This window comes from Bradyrhizobium iriomotense, assembly GCF_018129405.1.
Taxonomy (GTDB): Bacteria; Pseudomonadota; Alphaproteobacteria; order Rhizobiales; family Xanthobacteraceae; genus Bradyrhizobium; species Bradyrhizobium iriomotense_B.
The window spans coordinates 464,765-481,611 of the sequence record NZ_JAFCLP010000003.1; the positions used below are offsets into that span (position 1 = coordinate 464,765).

Genomic DNA, 16,847 nt, shown 5'->3' on the forward strand with positions numbered 1-16,847 from the left:
GGAAAACCGCTTCACACTTTTCCGGATCATGCTCAGCCCGCTGCAGCCACCGCGCGCTGCGCCATCACCTTGATCAGATTGGCGCGGTAGTCGGACGAGCCGTGGATATCGGACAGAAGTCCGCTCGCCGGAATGCTCACGCTATCGACCGCCGACGCCGCCCAGCTCGCCTTCAGCGCGGCTTCGAGGGCTGCGACCCGCATCACACCACTTTGTGACGCGCCGGTCACGGCCACGCGAACGTCACCCGACTTGGTCTTGGCGACGAACACGCCGGTGAGCGCAAAGCGCGAGGCGGGATGTGGGAATTTTGCGTAGCCCGCTTTCGCCGGAATCGGGAACGAGACGGCGGTGATGATCTCGCCGTCCTCGAGCGCCGTCGAGAACAGGCCTTGGAAGTAGTCGTCCGCGGCAATCGAGCGCTTGTTGGTCTTGATCGTCGCGCCCAGTGCCAGCGTCGCGGCCGGATAGTCCGCGGCGGGGTCGTTGTTGGCCAGCGAGCCGCCGATCGTGCCGCGATAGCGCACGGCGGGATCGCCGATCAGCGACGCCAGATAGGCGAGCGCGGGAATCGCCTTCTTCGCGGCATCGCTGGTCGCCACATCGTAATGCGGCGTGGCGGCCTTGATGGTCAGCGTGTCGCCGGAGGCCTCGACGCCGATCATGTCCTTGATCTTGCCAAGGTCGATGACATCAGAGGGACCTGCGAGGCGCTGCTTCATCACCGGCAGCAGCGTCTGGCCGCCGGCGAGGAATTTCGCCTCGCTGCTCTTGCCGAACAGGCTGGCAGCCTCGTCGACCGAGGAGGCGCGATGATAGGTGGTCTGGTACATCTTGGTTGCTCCTGAAATCTTTTCTCTGTCATTCCGGGATGCGCCGCAGGCGCAGACCCGGAATCTCGAGGTTGAATTCGTGGCTCCAGATTCCGGGTTCGACGCTTTGCGTCGCCCCGGAATGACGATGATGAGCGGTCAAGCCGCGTGGATCGTGCGCCACACCCGGTCAGGGGTTGCGGGCATTTCCAGATTGTTCTTGCCGATCGCATCCGTGATCGCGTTGATCACGGCTGCCGACGCCCCGATCGCGCCGGCCTCACCGCAACCCTTGATGCCCAGCGGATTGCCCGGGCACAGCGTCGTGGTGTGGGAGAGGTTGAAGGAGGGCACATCGTCGGCGCGCGGCATGGCGTAGTCCATGAACGAGGCCGTGACCGGCTGGCCGTTGGCATCGTAGATGGCGTGCTCGAGCAGCGCCTGCCCGATGCCTTGAACAAGGCCGCCATGGACCTGACCCTCGACGATCATCGGGTTGATCAGCCGGCCGAAATCGTCGGCCGCGACGAAGTTGACGAAGGAGGTCTTGCCCGTACCGGGGTCGACCTCGAGCTCGCAGATATAGGTGCCGGCCGGGAAGGTGAAGTTGGAGGGGTCGTAGAAGGCGCTTTCCTTCAGGCCCGGCTCCATCCCGTCAGGCAGATTGTGCGCGGTGTAGGCCGCGAGCGCGACCATCGGTAGCGCGATCGCCTTGTCGGTGCCGGTCACCTTGAACTCGCCGTTCTCGATGACGATGTCGGCTTCCGACGCCTCTAGCTGGTGTGCGGCGATCTTCTTGGCCTTGGACTCGACCTTCTCCACGGCTTTGAGGATGGCCGTGAGACCGACGGCCGCGGACCGCGAGCCGTAGGTGCCCATGCCGAACTGCACCTTGTCGGTGTCGCCATGGACGATTGACACCTGGCTGATGGGAATGCCGAGGCGATCCGAAATGAGCTGAGCGAACACCGTCTCATGGCCCTGGCCGTGGCTGTGCGAACCGGTCAATACCTCAATGGTGCCGACCGGGTTGACCCGCACCTCGGCCGATTCCCACAGGCCGACGCCGGCGCCCAGGCTGCCGACTGCCTTGGACGGCGCGATGCCGCAGGCCTCGATGTAGCAGGACACGCCGATGCCGCGCAGCTTGCCCTCCGACTTTGCTTGGGCCTTGCGTGCGGCGAAGCCGGCATAGTCGATCGCCTTCATGGCGGCGTCGAGCGAGGCGTTAAAGTCGCCGGTGTCATAGGCCATGATGACAGGCGTCTGGTGCGGGAACTGGGTGATGAAGTTGGTCCGGCGCAGCTGGGCCGGATCGACCTTCAGCTGCCGCGCCGCCGTCTCCATCAGGCGTTCGATCAGATAGCTCGCCTCGGGCCGGCCCGCGCCGCGATAGGCGTCGACCGGAGTGGTGTTGGTGTAGACCCCGATCACCTCGGCATGGATCGCCGGGATGTTGTACTGGCCCGACAGCAGCGTCGCGTAGAGATAGGTCGGCACCGAGGACGAGAACAGCGACATGTAGGCGCCGAAATTGGCGTAGGTCTTCACCTTCAACCCGATGATCTTGTTGTTGGCGTCGAACGCCATCTCGGCATGGGTGACATGGTCGCGGCCATGCGCGTCGGTGAGGAAGGCCTCGGTGCGGTCGCCGGTCCATTTCACGGGGCGGCCGACCTTCTTGGAGGCCCACAGCGCCACCATCTCCTCGGGATAGATGAAGATCTTCGAGCCGAAGCCGCCGCCGACGTCGGGGGCGATCACGCGCAGCTTATGCTCGGGGGCGATGTTGTAGAACGCCGACAGCACGAGGCGGGCGACGTGCGGGTTCTGCGACGTCGTGTAGAGCGTGAAATGCTCTTCCGCCGCGTCATAGTCGGCGATCGCCGCGCGCGGCTCCATCGCGTTGGGGGCGAGGCGGTTGTTGGTGACGTCGAGTTTCACGACATTGGCGGCCTTGGCGAAGGCGGCATCCGTCGCGCCTTCGTCGCCGATCACCCAATCATAGACCTGGTTGCCGGGAGCCTCGGGATGAAGCTGCGGCGCGCCGGCCTTGATGGCGGCGTGGACGTCGGCGACGGCCGGAAGCTCTTCATAATCCACGACCACGGCCTCGGCCGCGTCGCGCGCCAGATTCTTGCTGTCGGCGATCACGACGGCGACGGCCTGACCGACGAAGCGCACCGTCTCCGGCGCCATGGCCGGCCAGGCGCCCATCTTCATCGGGCTGCCGTCCTTGGAGGTGATGGCCCAGCCGCAGATGAGGTTGCCGACCTTGTCGTCGACGAGCTGCTGGCCCGTGAGCACCGCAACCACGCCCGGCATCTTCAGTGCCGCGGAGGAGTCGATCCCCTTCACCTTGGCATGTGCATGCGGGCTGCGGATGAAATGGGCATGGGTCATGCCCAGCAATTTGATGTCGTCCACGTACCGGCCCTTGCCGGTGATGAAACGCTTGTCTTCCTTGCGCACGACGCGCGCGCCGATGCCTTCAACACCCATTGTCTGGTCCTCCCGACCGGAAATTGTTTTGACTGCGCTTTCCCTCGAAAGCTGCAGCGGTGGTTGTTCCTTCGAGGCGTGCCGCTCTACTCGGCCGCCTGCGAGACCTTCATGCGTCCGGCTGCATCCAGCACGGCTTTGACGATGTTGTGGTAGCCGGTGCAGCGGCAGATGTTGCCTTCGAGCTCCTGGCGGACGGTGGCTTCGTCGAGCTGGCCGCCGTGACGATGCACGATGTCGATCGCCGACATGATCATGCCCGGGGTGCAATAGCCGCACTGCAGGCCGTGATTGTCGCGGAAGGCGGCCTGCATCGGGTGCAGCTCGTCGCCCTTGGCGATACCCTCGATGGTGGTGACGTTGGCGCCGTCGGCCTGGCCCGCCAGCATGGTGCAGGATTTCACCGCGCGGCCGTCCATGTGCACGACGCAGGCGCCGCACTGGCTGGTGTCGCAGCCGACATGGGTCCCGGTCAGGTTGAGGTGATCGCGCAGCAGATGGACCAGCAGCGTGCGGTCCTCGACATCGACAGCAACGGCCTTGCCGTTCACTGTCAGTTTGACTGTAGACACGTGAGTACCTCCCGGATGTTTGTAGTTATTCTAATTAGAGACAGCGCGAACGAAACTTTGCAACTGGGTTTTTGCTGACCGCGGTCATGGAAGGGTCATCATGGCGGCCGCCGCAGGCGTGATTTGGTCACGATGCTCCGCGCCGCCGCGGGTGCGACGTTGCAAGGAGCTCCGGAAAAGATGATGCTTCGTCTGTGGCGGTGCGTTCGACCGCCTTGGCGCGAAACGTTCCTGACGTTTCGGCCGTCGGGCGCCCTTGCGCGTCGCTTCTCCCTTGATGCCTCGTTCGTTGCCACGAATAGGAGCACGCGCTTACGCCTTTGTAATCGCGATCTTGGTAGTAGGTGGCGGTGAGCTAAGTCATTGATTTCATTCGCCGCAATGCAGCAAGCGCGCCGCCGGGGCGATGCGCGCCGCGCTCTAGTACTTCCTGGCGATTGATCGCTGGCGCGCGTCCCCCTAGTCGAGCCGTACAAGCAACGGCAAAAGGGGTGGAAGCGATGCAGATGAATGACAGTCAGCGGATCCCGGCGTCGAAGGCCACGGTGTGGGCTGCGCTCAACGATCCCGAAATTCTCAGGCGCTGTATTCCCGGCTGCCAATCGCTCGAGATGGCATCGCCGACGGAGATGACGGCGACCGTGGTGCTGAAGGTCGGTCCGGTGAAGGCGACGTTCAGCGGCAAGGTGACGCTGACCGACATCGATGCGCCCAACGGCTACCGCATCGTCGGCGAAGGCGCCGGCGGCGTCGCCGGCTTTGCCAAGGGCGGCGCGAAGGTCAGGCTGGAAGAAGAATCGCCTGACGTCACCATCCTGCACTACGAGGCCGACGCGCAGATCGGCGGCAAGCTCGCACAGCTAGGTTCGCGGCTGATCGACTCGACGTCACGGAAACTTGCCGCGAACTTCTTCGAAAGCTTTGCAGCGGTGGTAGCGCCATCATCGTGACCGATGCACGCGGTACCGTCTCACCTCAGTCGTCGTCCCGGACAAGCGTAAGCGCAGATCCGGGACCCATAGCCACAGGCCGACGTGGTTACGGGGACTCGGAGTTATCAGCCTGCGCCAAACCAAATTCTGTGGTTATGGGTCCCGGATCAGCGCTCACTTCGTTCGCTTGTCCGGGACGACGACCGAGTGTGAGGCGATGTCGTCGTTCCCACACCGCTTGGTGCGTTTTGCACTGTAGATCAAGGCAAAGACGCAAGCCGGGACAACGAGATGAGCGGCGAAAGCCGCCGATGATCCGCACTACTACCTTCCGCCTATACTAAGCGCGAAAAGGCGATGCTGTAATTTCCAACGATGGCTCGCAGATGAACTGCGCATCATGAGCGCAGCGCGCTCAGGCGCCCAACGAGGCGTTCACAACAACATCGCGGAGGGAATACATGACCTTTGGAACGAAGGGCTTCTTGGCCGGCATCTCCATGATTGCGATGCTCGCCGCCGCTACATCCGGCACTCGCGCCAACGAGACCGTGCTCAAGGCACAATCCGATTCGAACCAGTGGGCCGTCGCCGGCCACGACTACGGCAACACGCGCTTCAGCCCGCTCAAGCAGATCAACACCGAGAACGCCGGCAAGCTGACGCTCGCTTATTCGTTCTCGCTGGCGTCGCTGCGCTCGAACGAATCCTCGCCGATCGTCATCGGCAACACGCTTTACGTCTCGAGCTCGTGGGGCCCGAAATACGTCTACGCGCTCGATGCGGCCACCGGCGCGCGCAAATGGACCTGGGAGCCCGACATTCCCGAGGACGTGCTGCAATACGCCTGCTGCGACGTGAACAATCGCGGCGTCACCTATGCCGACGGCAAGATCTTCGTCGGCCGCCTCGACGGCAAGCTGACGGCGCTCGATGCCGCGACCGGCAAGGCGCTGTGGACGACGAAGGTGGTCGACTACAAGCAGGGTTCGGTCATCACCTCGCCGCCACTCGTCGTGCGCGACAAGGTCATCACCGGTTTCGGCGGCGGCGAATATGGCGTGCGCGGCTCGCTGCAGGCCTTCGACATCAACACCGGCAAGCAGCTGTGGCAGACCTTCACCGTTCCTTCGCCGGATGAGCCCGGTGGCGATTCCTGGAAAGGCGACTCCGCCCAGCATGGCGGCGGCGCGGCCTGGCTGGTCGGCTCCTACGATCCGAAGAGCGACACGGTCTATTGGGGCACCAGCAATCCCGGCCCGTGGAACACCGCGGTGCGCTCGACTGGCGACGGCAATTTCGGCAAGCTGACCAATCTCTACACCGCTTCGACGGTGGCGTTCGATCCCAACACCGGCAAGATCAAGTGGCACATCCAGACCACGCCGGCCGACGCCTGGGACTATGACGGCGTCAACGAAGCCGTGCTCGCGGATCTGAAGATCGGCGGCAGCACCGTTCCGGCTCTCATGAAGGCGGATCGCAACGGCTACTTCTTCGTCGCCAACCGCGAGACCGGCAAGGTGTTGTCGGCGGAGAAATACGTGTTCTCCAACTGGGCCAAGAAGTGGGACGTCGCCACGATGCGCGCGGTCGAGGATCCCGACAAGCGTCCCGGGCCGAATCATCCCGCCAAGGACATCTGCCCGAACCTGATCGGCGGCAAGAACTGGCAGCCGATGTCGTTCAACCCGCAGACCGGCCTCGTCTACATCCCGTCCAACAATGTCTGCATGGACTGGTCGGTCAGTGATGTCGCCTACAAGCGCGGCGTGTTCTATCTCGGCGCCGAATTCCCGACCAAGGAAGGCCCCGGCGGCTTCCTCGGCGAGCTCGTGGCCTGGGATCCGGTCGCGCAGAAGAAGGTCTGGTCGATCAAGGAAGACCTGCCGTTCAACGGCGGCACGCTGACCACCGGCGGTGGCCTCGTGTTTGCCGGCAATATCCATGGCGACTTCCGCGCCATCGATGCGAAGTCGGGCAAGGTTCTGTGGAGCAAGAATCTCGGCTCCGGCATCGGCGCAGGTCCGGTGACTTACCAGGTCGATGGCAAGCAATATGTTGCCATCGTCGTCGGCCGCACGGCTGCGCTGCCGGCGTTCCTGGGCGAGGTAGGAAAGAAGATGACGGCCGCAGCTCCCGAGGGCGGTTCGCTCTTCGTGTTCTCCGTCCAGTGACCACTCGCGCGCGTATCCTCTCGAGGTGACGGGATACGCGCGCGCTTTTTCCAGACTTTAGCTGCGGCATCGGTCGATGCCTGATGTCGCAGCACTTGGTTCAACCAGCTCTGGCTCAACAAGCTCCGGCCCAACAACGCTACGGGAGACGAGGATGCGTGCCAATCATTCTGACATCGGCGTCAGCCGACATCGCTCCATCTCAGCCTTGCTCGCATGTGCCGCCGCGGCGCTGATCGTTCAGACCTCGCCGCTGCACGCCGACGAGGCCCAGCCGTTCCGTCTCTGCGCCGATCCGACCAACCTTCCGTTCTCGAGCGATAGCCCGTCGCAGCCGGGCTTCTATGTCGAGATCGGGCAGGCCCTGGCGCAGGCGCTCGGCCGGCCGGTCGCCTATGACTGGTACAAATCCTATTTCGGCAAGCGCACCGTGCGCGTCACGCTGCTCGGCAAGCAATGCGACGCCATGATCGGGCTGCCGCGGTCCGAGGATTTCATGGGACCGGCCGTGATCTTCTCCAACACCTTCGCCAAGGAGGGCTATGCTCTGGTGGCCGCCAAGGGGCAGGCCGTCGGCGGCATCGACGGCCTCAGGGGCAAGCGGGTTGCCGTGCAGTTCGCCAGCACGCCGCAAAACCTGCTCGCGAGCCGCGACGACATCCAGAAGGTGACGGTGCTGTCGCCCGAGGAAGGCATGCAGGCGCTCGACCAGGGCAGGGCCGACGTCGCCTTCATCTGGGGGCCGGTCGCCGGCTGGCTGAACAAGACCAGCTACAATGACCGCTATCAGATCGAGCTCACCGAGGGCGAAGGCCTGTCATGGGACACCGCCATCGGCTTTGCGAAGACCTCGACCGAGCTGCGTGATCGCGTCGATGCCGTGTTGCCGCAGCTTCAGGGCAAGATCGGCGAACTCGCGGTGAAATACGGCCTGCCGACCGGCGCGCCGGCTCGCTTCGGCGCGGTGCCAGCGGTCGCCACGACGGGGACGGGAACCGGCGCCGCCGTGACGCAGGTCGCCAACGTGGTGGCGACCGAGACCAAGGGCGACGCGGCCGCGCCAGGCGCTGAGGCCGTTGGCGCCGGCAAGGAGATCTTCAACGGAACCTGTGCACACTGCCACGGCCCCGACGCGATCCAGAGCGAGCGCAAGATCGATCTGCGGCTGCTGCGTCACCGCTACGGCGACGAGATGCGCGAGAAGTTCTGGACGACGGTGCACGAGGGACGGCCGACCAAGGGCATGCCGGCCTGGAAGGAGGTCTACACCGACGAGCAGTTCGACAGCATCTATGCCTTCCTGCTGACGGTCCAGTCCGAATCGAACGACTGAACGATCTTGACCGAACCCGATCGGGAGGATGTGCTAGCGTCCATCCGGCACCATCCCGGTGCCGGAGTGCCGCATGGTTCTGCCTCCTCCGCTACGGCGGCGGATGCCTGTACGGTGCAGCATTCGACGGTGCAGTCCTGTGAAGGCGCCATGACCAGCTTCCTGATCATCGACGATCATCCGCTGTTTCGCGAGGCGCTCGGCAACGCGGTGCGGCTGGCCCTGCCGGAGGCGCGGATCTTCGAGGCGATGTCGATCGAGGATGCCCTTCATATCCTGACGGCCGAGCATGGCGAGGGCATCGACCTCGCGCTGCTCGATCTCTTGCTGCCGGATGCGACCGGCTTCTCCGGCTTTCTGCGCTTGCGCGAGGCCTATCCGCGCCTGCCCGTCGCCATCGTGTCGAGCGACGAGGACCAGCGCGTCGTCCGTGAGGCGCTGGCGCTGGGGGCCGCCGGTTTTCTGCCGAAGTCGATGTCGAAGCGCGAGCTGGCGCAATCGATCGAGGGGGTGCTGAAGGGATCGGTGTCGGTGCCGAAGGATTTCGTGGCGACGCCGCGGCGGCGGGCCGAGGCCAGCAAGGCGCTCGAGGTCAAGCTGCGCGAGCTCACGCCGCAGCAGCTTCGCGTGCTCGATCTGCTGCGGCGCGGCTATCCGAACCGGCAGATCGCCCAGGAGCTTCAGCTCGCCGAATCCACGGTGAAGGCGCACATCACCGAGATTCTGCGCAAGCTCGGCCTGTTCAGCCGCAACAAGGCGATCATCGAGATCGGCAAGATGGATTTGCCGGATCCAAAGGCCCGGCCCTATGCGCGGGCCGACCGCGGGCGGCCGCAATGAGGCGCGATGTCGTGCTTGACGTCGTGCTTGGCGTCGCGCTTGACTTGGATCAAGCCGGTCTGACGCGGCTGGGACATTCTCGTCTCGACTTCGAAGCCGTCAATCATCTGGGCAATAATCCGGGAATGGCTCATCCGTGATGCGATTTCTGATTGTCGAAGACCATCCGCTGTTTCGCGAGGCGCTCGAGGGTGCGCTCCAGATGGTGGCGCCGGCCGCCGAGATCCTTCAGGCGACGTCGATCGACGGTGCGCTCGAGCAGGTCACGGCGAGCACCGAGCTCGACCTCATCCTGCTCGATCTGTCGATGCCGGGCACGACAGGTCTTTCGGGGATCATCCGCATCCGCAAGGCGCTTCCCAGGATCCCCGTCGTCATCGTATCCGGGCATCAGGATCCGCAGATCATGTCCGGCGCCCTGTCGCTCGGCGTGTCCGGCTACATCCTCAAATCATCGTCCAAGCAGGATCTGGCGCAGTCGATCGGCGAGGTGCTGCGCGGCTCGGTCTGTGTCCCCGCCGCCTATCGCGGACTTGTCCGCCCGCAACGCCCGTCCGGCCCCGCGCAGGATCTCATCAGGCGCCTGCACGATCTGACACCGCAGCAATTGCGCGTGCTCGAAATGCTCAAGCGTGGCCTGCAGAACAAGCAGATCGCCTATGAGCTGAAGATTTCCGAGACCACCGTGAAGGTCCACGTCTCCGACATCCTGCGCAAGCTCAACGTGATGAGCCGCACCAAGGCGATCGTCGAAATGTCCCGGATCGATTTCGCGACGCTGGCAGCCGAGGGCACCAGGCGCGAGCGGGAGCGTTCGCAGGCCGATCCGCCCTCGGGATAGCCAGGCGTCAGTCATCGGAACGAGGCGCGAACCTCATCGACGGTTCCCTCCGGATTTTGGAGGTGAGGGTAGTGTCCAATGCCGGGGAGAAGCGCGAATTCCGCGCGGGCCCTTTCAGCGAGTTCTGCTCCCATCTCCTTCTTGATGTAGAGATCTTTCTCTCCCCAAACCACCTTCAACGGAGTTTTGAGCCGAGCGAGTTGCGATTCGAAGTGGTCTTGGTCTCGCGTGAAGTGTGAGTAGTAGTGGGAGAAAGCGTCTACGGTCGTCATGGCGCCGTGGCTCCATCCGTGGGACATGTCGTCCCTGAATTCCTGCGAAATTTCGAACTGCGCTTCCTTGGGCAAGCCTCTTGTGAAGACGTTTTCCAGGATCTCGTCGCGATTCCTGTTCATGTTGGCGCGGACCTGCTCCATGGCAGGCCCCGCCTTCAGATTTTGCAGATTCTCGGACATGAACTGTGGCCTGTTGAACGGGGCGAAGTCGCCAACGATGATGGCCCTTGCGATATCAGGTTTTTCCACCGCCAGCAGGAGTGCCGGCAGGGCGCCGATGTCCGTTGCGTAGATCGTGAGCCTGGATGCGTCGATGCCTGCTTTCGCGATGTACTGGTCCAGAACATGCGCGTAGTCCTTCGGCGCGTAGGAGAATCTGTCGACCGCGGGCCTCGATGAAAGACCGTAGCCCGGCCAATCGAAGGCATGGACTTCGTAGTCATCGGCGAGGGCCGCGGCGATATCCTTCCAGGCATACAGGGTCTCTGGAAAGCCGTGCAGAAAGAGAACGGTCCCCCTCGGTCTCGCGCTGCGCAGAACCATCCTTCTGAGCGTGATATCTTGGCTGATCTCGAAGAAACCGATCGGGTTGTCGTTGATCCGGTGTGACATGGTCAGTGTCCTTTCATCCCGTTACGAGATCGGCGTGCGGGTCGAGGTGATCTGGAGGCCAAGGAGGCCCGGCGGAGAAGAGTTCGGGCTGCTGCTACGCCTGATGCTCGAGCACGGCCTGCGGCGTGTTCCGAAAGCTGATGGCCATGCGATTGTAGGCGTTCATCAAGCCAATCGCGATCGTGAGATCCACGAGCTCTCGTTCGTCGAACACGGCACGGGCAGCCTGATACGCTTCGTCCGGCACGTTGGTCTCCGCGACGCGCGTCACCGTTTCGGCCCATGCCAGGGCGCCGCGTTCGCGCTCATCGAAGAGGTTGCCGGCCTCCCTCCACGCCTGTACCAGCGCGAGCTTTTCGATCTTCACTCCCTTCTTGAGCAAGTCGCGCGTGTGCGAGTCGAGACAGTACGCGCAGTTGTTGATCTGGGAAATTCGCAGATAGACCAGCTCGACCAGCGCAGGGGAAAGGCTGCTCTGCATGACGTAGCCGTAGACGCCGCCCAGCGCTTTCACGCCTGCCGGTGCGATCTGATTGTAGTCGAGGCGCTTGCTCATTTTAGCTCCTTGATGAACGGAAGTGGTCAGGTCTTTTTCGTCGCTCGCCGCCGTCACTTCACCAATGCAAGCAGCGGCTTGTCCTTTTCGACGATATAGGTGGCGAGTTCGCTGCCGGTGACGCTGCCGGCTGGAACGGCTCAGGCCGGCAGCGGCTGGCCGGCCTGCTCGCGGGCGATGTAGTCGGCGTACCAGTCCGGCCAGTTCGCATCGTACTGACCGCCGTTCCGCTTCTCGTGTTCACCGTGTGCCGCGGCCGCGCGTCGGAGCGCGCTCGCGAGCTCGGGCGAGGAGGTGAATGTCGTGCCTGCTGCCTCTATGCGTCCCGGCAATCGCGTGGTGATCTCCTGGAACAGCCAGCCGTTGCCGTCGGGATCGTTGAACGAGACGTACGAGCGATAGCTGGTGCGCGCGGGGTCCAGACCAGCAATCCGACGGCGCCCGAACAGATAAGGCTCGTCGGGTCCGGTGTGTACGTCGCCTTCAGCGTGGAAGACCTCGCTGACCTCGACACCGCGACCGCGCAGATCGTCTCGCGCGGCTTCAATGTCGGAGACGATCAGGTACAGGCCCTGGGCGGAGCCGGGTGCCGCCGCGGTCACGTTCTTGCCGAAGATGACCGAGGAGAGGGAGCCGGGCGGTGTGAACTGGATGACGCGGTAGTCGTCAGGCCCCGCGAAATCGGCATCGAGCCTCCATCCGAGGTTCGCATAGAACTTCTTGGCGCGATCGACGTCGGAAACAGGGATGACGACGACCTCGAGCTTCATGTCGATCGTTGGCGCTCGGGTGGTCTTGTTTGCATTCTGGGCAGCCATGGCTCTCTCCTAAATTATCTCGCGTCCGATATATTCGCGTACGCCCTATAAACTGCCGCAGGGCCTCAATGTCAACCATTCCGATTTAATCGGACACGATATATATGCATGCGGAACTTCACATGTCCGTGTCGGAAAGGGTGCCTCAATGAGCCTGAAGAACGGTCCCAGGGCCGATTCCATCGACGATTCAATGACCAATCAGAAGCCGAAGCCGGCCGCAGGCGACCGGCGCCTCGACGATTTCCTGTGCTTCGCGATCTATTCGGCCAACCTCGCCTACGGACGAGCCTACAAGCCGGGCCTCGATGAACTCGGCCTGACCTACCCGCAGTGGATCGCGATCGTGGCGCTGTGGGAGCAGGACGACCAAACCGTGAGCGAACTCGGCGACAAGATGTTCCTGGAATCCAATACCCTGACGCCGATCCTCAAAAAGCTCGAGGCGATGGGCTATTTGCGCCGACAGCGCGATCCCGCCGATGAGCGGCAGGTGCGCGTCAGTCTCACCGACGCCGGCCGACGCCTCCGCGAGAAAGGCATGCACATGAATCTCGTGAAGTCGAGCGGACTCAAGCCGGATGAGTTCGCACGGCTGCAGAAAAGCGTCGTCAGGCTCCGCGACAATCTAATCAAGGCGATGGAGGAGGAGTGACAGGCCCTGCCTACTTTGCATGGGGTTGTTTTCGACATTTTTGTCTTGGCTATGCCCGATAGCCCCACCGCAGGAGGAACAGCGCGAAGGCGATCGGCGCCGGCTAGCTCAGCAGGAACGACAGCAGCGCCCGCATCTCGGCGGGCTTGATCGGCTTCTTCAGCACTTCGAGGCCGTAGAGGCTCGCCTCCTTCGCCGCCTTTTCGGAATAGTCGGCGGTGATGATCATGGCGGGGGTGTCGAGCTTCAACTGCTCCCGGACGGCGGCGATGGCCGACAGGCCGCTCTCGGCGTGATCGAGATGGAGGTCGGCAATCACGGCATCGGGCGCGCCGCCGAGCTCGCTGAGGCGCACGAGTGCGTCCGCGCCCGATCGTGTGGTCGCGACGTCGCAGCCCCATCCCTCCAGCAGCGCGGCCATCGCCTCCGCGCCGTTCGGATCGTTCTCGATCAGCAGGATCTTGGCGCCTTCGAGCCCGCTATAATTGTAGTGCCGCTCGGCGAGCTTGACCTCTTGCACCTCGTCGCCGACTTCAGTGAGGTCGGCCGGCTCCAGCTCCAGGGTGAAAGTCGATCCCCTGCCGAGCTGCGACGACAGCCGCACCTCGTGCCCGAGCACGGTCGCGAAGCGGCGGACGATGGAGAGGCCGAGCCCGAAGCCGGCCTGGTCGGTCGCAATGGCCTCGCCGCGCTGGAATTCGCGGAAGATCGCCTCCTGCTGCGCCTGTGCAATTCCAGGCCCGGTGTCGGAGACCTGGACGCAGATCTGGTCGCCCCGCGGCCGGCATCCCATGACGACGCCGCCGCTGCGGGTATAGCGAATGGCGTTGGCAAGCAAGTTCTGCAGGATCCGCCGCAGCATCATCGCATCCGACATCACCGCCAGCTGTGAGGTGCGGATGCGCAAGGACAGGCCTTGCCGCGCGGCGATTGGCTCGAACTCGTTGCGGAGCTGCTCGAACAAGGGCGCCAGCGCGATCGCGCGCACGTCGGGCTTGAGCGCGCCGGCGTCGAGCTTGGCGATCTCCAGCAGCGACCGCAGCAGGTCCTCCAGCATCACCAGCGAGCGGCTGGCCTGATCGATCAGCACGCCCGCCTCCTGCGACTCCATCATCTCGGTCAGCGCCGACAGGGTCAGGCGCGCCGCGTTGAGCGGCTGCAACAGGTCGTGGGTGACCGAGATCAGCACCGAGGACTTCAGCGAGCTTGCCGCCTCTGCCTGCTGCTTGGCGCGGTAGAGCCCCTCATTGGCGCGCTCGACCGAATGCAGCGCCTCGCGCAACTGGTGCGTCCGGTCGCGAACCTTGTGGTCGAGCGCGATGGCGGTTTCGAACAATGAAAAGGCGTTGAGCTGCTGGTCCATCGAGCGCTCGACGCGAGACATCAGGGCGGCATTGATCTTCCTCAGCTTGGCGGCCTCGCGCCGCAGCTGGTCGACCGCGTCAGGGCCCTGCCACATGTCCGTCACGACGGGCGCCTTCCGATCGCGACGCCCGTGAAGGTCTGGTTCACATGCATGGAGCCGAACTGCTCGCCATAGGTGTGAAAGCCGACGACGCGATTCTGCCGGTACAATTCCGACATGTCGCGGGTGAGCTGATGCTGCTCGGCGTCGAGCCGGCGGAGCAGGCACTCGAAACCGATATAGAGCGAGACCTCTCCGATCTGGTCGCGGATGTCGGCAAACGTCTCGCGGGTCGCGCCGACCAGGCTTCGCGACGTCGCTGCCGTCAGCACCATGCCCTCGTCGATGGCGCAGAAGAAATGCAGAGAGCCGTCCGGTTCGACGCGCTGGATCGAGCGCGCGTAATAGGAGCCGCCGACGCGCACCAGGACCGGATGCGAGGCAAAGGAGAACGGATCGAGCTTGGCGTCCAGGATGCCGACCACACGCGAATATTCCAGCGCGGCAGGCTCCGCGTTCAGCTCCCTGACCATTCGATTTTCGATGTCGGCCTCGGTCACGACCATCTTCTGCGCCCGCGGCTCGAAATTGTCGCACTTGAAGACGCGGAACGGCAACGAGGTGTTCAACAGGATCAGCAGGGCGGCATTGGTGTGCGCCTTGCCGCCAAAGAACACAAAGGTCTTCTCGAAGCGCATCCCGTCGCCCGCGGAGCCCCCGACGACCGGGATGTCGTCCAGCGATGCATAGATCGCGGACATCACCGCTTCCTCGCGGCGGCACAGGCCGTCGATCAGGACCAGGCCGAAGGGACTGCCACGGTCGACCTGCGGGGTGGCCCGCAACAGCTCGTGCCGCAGCTCGCCGCCGATCCTGCGGCCGTCCTCGACGCGAAAGCTGTCCAGGTTGAAAATGGGCCGCACCGCGGCGGAGAAGTCGGCACGGCTGAACGCCAGCGCCACGACGCTGTTCTCGTCCCAGCCATCAGGGGCAAGCTCGCCCGCGGTGGTGCAACCGCAGACCTGAGTCTCGTCGAATTGCCGGGTGATCTCGGCGATGAAGTGATGGGGGTCGTAGCTGGGGGAGAGGAACACCAGGATCAGCGCCAGGTCATCGGATGGGAGCTGGGCCGCCAGTTCGGCCACGGCTTCATCGACGCTGGCAGCCTTCGACTTGGCCACGGCAACGCCAGACGCACCGCCAAACCGAAAATCGGTTTGCCCCACTCCGTTTCTCCCCTCGAGGACCAGCTCGGTCTAACGCCAAGTGCCTGATAAGTATTCGAGAGTAAGGCGTTTTCCGGATAGCCGCAACACGGCGCCCGGTCCCTGCAAGGACTCAGACCGGACGGATTTACCACCCCTTGACGATTCTGCCTTAATTTTCCGCACGGTTCGGACAGGGCTGCTTCCGGGCCGCAAAACGTTGCAAGAACATAGACTGGGGGTTGGGAATGTCCGGGCGTATCGCGTCGCCGTCGAAGCGTGCACTATTTCCGACCCTCAGGTTCCGCGCCAAAATCATCCTGGGCTTCGCCGCAGTGCTGGTGATCTCGGCCGGCAGCATGGCTTTCGCCTATTTCGGCTTCGAGCGGGTGTCGTCCGGGGTCGGGTCCTACCGCACCAGCGTGTCCGAGGCCGACCTCGCCCGCAACATCGACCGCGAGCTGCTCGCCTACCGTTCGGCCGTCACATATTTCGTCGTCACCGGCAAGGAAGACGATGCCAAGGCGGCGCTCGACACTGAGGCCAGCCTGAAGAACGCCATCGACCAGGCCATCAAGGGCGCCAAGAAGCCGGCGCGACAAGAAAGCCTTAACAAGCTCGCCAAGGAGTTTTCCAATTTCTCCGCGACCTTCGCAAAGGTCCTCCAGGCCAAGCGTGACAGCGCGTTGCTGGTGCAGAACCAGCTCACCCGCAACGCCAACCTGCTGAAGTACAAGCTCGACGATATCGGCAACAATGCCTCCGATTCCGAGGCGCAGGCGATCGAGTTCGGCACCAAGCAGGTCAACGCCCAGTTCCAGACCGCGAGCGCGGCGGCGACCAACTTCGTGCTGACGTCCGACCAGGCGATCGCCGCCAGCGCGCTGGCGCGGCTGAAATTCGTCGAGAACTCGCTCGGCGCGGTCTATTCCATGGACGACAAGATCGTCGCCGGCCTGAAGGACGCCAAGGGCCTGCTCACCGCCTATCGCGAATCGCTGGAGAAGCTGATCGCCAACGCCAAGATGATCGACGATCTCGTGACCGAGATGAGCGGCTCGGCTGGGGCGATCCTGCAAGGCGCGACCGCCATGAAGGCGGACCTCGTCGCCGAGCAGCAGCGGCTGGAGTCGGAGTCGGAAGCGACCATCGGCAAGACCGAGCAGCTGGTGCTGTTGCTGGCCGTCGGCGGCACGCTGTTAGGCGCGATCCTAGCCTTCCTGCTCGGCACCGGAATCTCGCGGCCGATGATCGCGATGTGCAAGGCGATGCGCGAGCTCGCCTCGGGCAATTTCGACGTCGTGCTGCCGGG

15 protein-coding genes and 1 pseudogene are annotated in these 16,847 nt (G+C 63.8%); 8 read left to right on the top strand and 8 right to left on the bottom strand.

Annotation, left to right across the window (positions count from 1 at the left end):
- Positions 1-32: 32 nt before the first annotated feature.
- The 3 genes from JQ592_RS11315 to JQ592_RS11325 all read right to left on the bottom strand — a co-directional run bounded on the left by JQ592_RS11315 (position 33) and on the right by JQ592_RS11325 (position 3,886).
- Positions 33-833 carry an FAD binding domain-containing protein gene (locus JQ592_RS11315; RefSeq protein WP_211402922.1) on the bottom strand — a complete coding sequence of 267 codons (801 nt, stop codon included), beginning with the start codon at positions 831-833 and terminating at the stop codon, positions 33-35.
- Between the two features lie 138 nt (positions 834-971).
- Positions 972-3,314, bottom strand: a complete 2,343-nt coding sequence (locus JQ592_RS11320; protein WP_211402923.1) for a xanthine dehydrogenase family protein molybdopterin-binding subunit — start codon at positions 3,312-3,314, stop codon at positions 972-974.
- Between the two features lie 86 nt (positions 3,315-3,400).
- Positions 3,401-3,886, bottom strand: a complete 486-nt coding sequence (locus JQ592_RS11325) for a (2Fe-2S)-binding protein (RefSeq protein ID WP_027563543.1) — start codon at positions 3,884-3,886, stop codon at positions 3,401-3,403.
- Positions 3,887-4,386: 500 nt separating this feature from the next.
- On the opposite strand from JQ592_RS11325, the gene JQ592_RS11330 reads away from it, so the two are divergent.
- From JQ592_RS11330 to JQ592_RS11350, 6 genes are all read left to right on the top strand, one after another.
- Complete coding sequence (locus tag JQ592_RS11330) at positions 4,387-4,836, top strand: SRPBCC family protein (protein ID WP_211402924.1); 450 nt, start codon at positions 4,387-4,389, stop codon at positions 4,834-4,836.
- 443 nt (positions 4,837-5,279) lie between these two features.
- The gene (locus JQ592_RS11335; RefSeq protein ID WP_246820341.1) at positions 5,280-6,995 is read left to right on the top strand and encodes a PQQ-dependent methanol/ethanol family dehydrogenase; all 1,716 of its coding nucleotides are present in this window, start codon (positions 5,280-5,282) and stop codon (positions 6,993-6,995) included.
- 154 nt (positions 6,996-7,149) lie between these two features.
- Complete coding sequence (locus JQ592_RS11340) at positions 7,150-8,328, top strand: c-type cytochrome (RefSeq protein ID WP_211402925.1); 1,179 nt, start codon at positions 7,150-7,152, stop codon at positions 8,326-8,328.
- 150 nt (positions 8,329-8,478) lie between these two features.
- Positions 8,479-9,168, top strand: coding sequence for a response regulator (locus JQ592_RS11345; RefSeq protein ID WP_211402926.1), 690 nt, complete (start codon positions 8,479-8,481; stop codon positions 9,166-9,168).
- A gap of 11 nt (positions 9,169-9,179) precedes the next feature.
- Positions 9,180-9,308 (top strand): hypothetical protein, encoded by a 129-nt coding sequence (locus tag JQ592_RS38565; RefSeq protein WP_283816121.1) that lies wholly within the window; start codon positions 9,180-9,182, stop codon positions 9,306-9,308.
- Complete coding sequence (locus JQ592_RS11350) at positions 9,308-10,009, top strand: response regulator (protein ID WP_211402927.1); 702 nt, start codon at positions 9,308-9,310, stop codon at positions 10,007-10,009. The genes JQ592_RS38565 and JQ592_RS11350 overlap by 1 nt, the downstream gene beginning before the upstream one ends.
- Positions 10,010-10,020: 11 nt before the next feature.
- Here JQ592_RS11350 and JQ592_RS11355 read toward each other — a convergent pair whose 3' ends face one another.
- The 3 genes from JQ592_RS11355 to JQ592_RS11365 form a co-directional block, all read right to left on the bottom strand.
- The gene (locus JQ592_RS11355) at positions 10,021-10,896 is read right to left on the bottom strand and encodes an alpha/beta fold hydrolase (RefSeq protein WP_211402928.1); all 876 of its coding nucleotides are present in this window, start codon (positions 10,894-10,896) and stop codon (positions 10,021-10,023) included.
- A 94-nt stretch (positions 10,897-10,990) separates the two neighbouring features.
- Entirely contained in the window at positions 10,991-11,452 is a 462-nt protein-coding gene (locus tag JQ592_RS11360; RefSeq protein WP_211402929.1) for a carboxymuconolactone decarboxylase family protein, read from the bottom strand.
- A 140-nt stretch (positions 11,453-11,592) separates the two neighbouring features.
- A complete protein-coding gene (locus tag JQ592_RS11365; RefSeq protein ID WP_211402930.1) occupies positions 11,593-12,270 on the bottom strand; it encodes a VOC family protein in 678 nt (225 codons plus the stop codon).
- A gap of 193 nt (positions 12,271-12,463) precedes the next feature.
- On the opposite strand from JQ592_RS11365, the gene JQ592_RS11370 reads away from it, so the two are divergent.
- Positions 12,464-12,925, top strand: coding sequence for a MarR family winged helix-turn-helix transcriptional regulator (locus JQ592_RS11370; RefSeq protein ID WP_211402950.1), 462 nt, complete (start codon positions 12,464-12,466; stop codon positions 12,923-12,925).
- Positions 12,926-13,028: 103 nt separating this feature from the next.
- Here the strand turns inward: JQ592_RS11370 and JQ592_RS11375 are convergent, their stop codons facing one another.
- Both JQ592_RS11375 and JQ592_RS11380 read right to left on the bottom strand, forming a co-directional pair.
- A complete protein-coding gene (locus JQ592_RS11375) occupies positions 13,029-14,384 on the bottom strand; it encodes a hybrid sensor histidine kinase/response regulator (protein ID WP_211402951.1) in 1,356 nt (451 codons plus the stop codon).
- Positions 14,385-14,389: 5 nt separating this feature from the next.
- The gene (locus tag JQ592_RS11380) at positions 14,390-15,556 is read right to left on the bottom strand and encodes an FIST N-terminal domain-containing protein (RefSeq protein ID WP_211402931.1); all 1,167 of its coding nucleotides are present in this window, start codon (positions 15,554-15,556) and stop codon (positions 14,390-14,392) included.
- Between the two features lie 227 nt (positions 15,557-15,783).
- Here JQ592_RS11380 and JQ592_RS11385 point away from each other — a divergent pair.
- Positions 15,784-16,847, top strand: a pseudogene (locus JQ592_RS11385) (methyl-accepting chemotaxis protein); the annotation flags it as partial.

Coding starts and splice junctions, on each gene's coding strand:
- JQ592_RS11375 (WP_211402951.1), bottom strand. CDS start 14,384: ATGTGGCAGGGCCCTGACGCGGTCGACCAGCTGCGGCGCGAGGCCGCC.
- JQ592_RS11360 (WP_211402929.1), bottom strand. CDS start 11,452: ATGAGCAAGCGCCTCGACTACAATCAGATCGCACCGGCAGGCGTGAAA.
- JQ592_RS11335 (WP_246820341.1), top strand. CDS start 5,280: ATGACCTTTGGAACGAAGGGCTTCTTGGCCGGCATCTCCATGATTGCG.
- JQ592_RS11355 (WP_211402928.1), bottom strand. CDS start 10,896: ATGTCACACCGGATCAACGACAACCCGATCGGTTTCTTCGAGATCAGC.
- JQ592_RS11340 (WP_211402925.1), top strand. CDS start 7,150: ATGCGTGCCAATCATTCTGACATCGGCGTCAGCCGACATCGCTCCATC.
- JQ592_RS11370 (WP_211402950.1), top strand. CDS start 12,464: ATGACCAATCAGAAGCCGAAGCCGGCCGCAGGCGACCGGCGCCTCGAC.
- JQ592_RS11315 (WP_211402922.1), bottom strand. CDS start 833: ATGTACCAGACCACCTATCATCGCGCCTCCTCGGTCGACGAGGCTGCC.
- JQ592_RS11365 (WP_211402930.1), bottom strand. CDS start 12,270: ATGGCTGCCCAGAATGCAAACAAGACCACCCGAGCGCCAACGATCGAC.
- JQ592_RS11330 (WP_211402924.1), top strand. CDS start 4,387: ATGCAGATGAATGACAGTCAGCGGATCCCGGCGTCGAAGGCCACGGTG.
- JQ592_RS11345 (WP_211402926.1), top strand. CDS start 8,479: ATGACCAGCTTCCTGATCATCGACGATCATCCGCTGTTTCGCGAGGCG.
- JQ592_RS11350 (WP_211402927.1), top strand. CDS start 9,308: ATGCGATTTCTGATTGTCGAAGACCATCCGCTGTTTCGCGAGGCGCTC.
- JQ592_RS11320 (WP_211402923.1), bottom strand. CDS start 3,314: ATGGGTGTTGAAGGCATCGGCGCGCGCGTCGTGCGCAAGGAAGACAAG.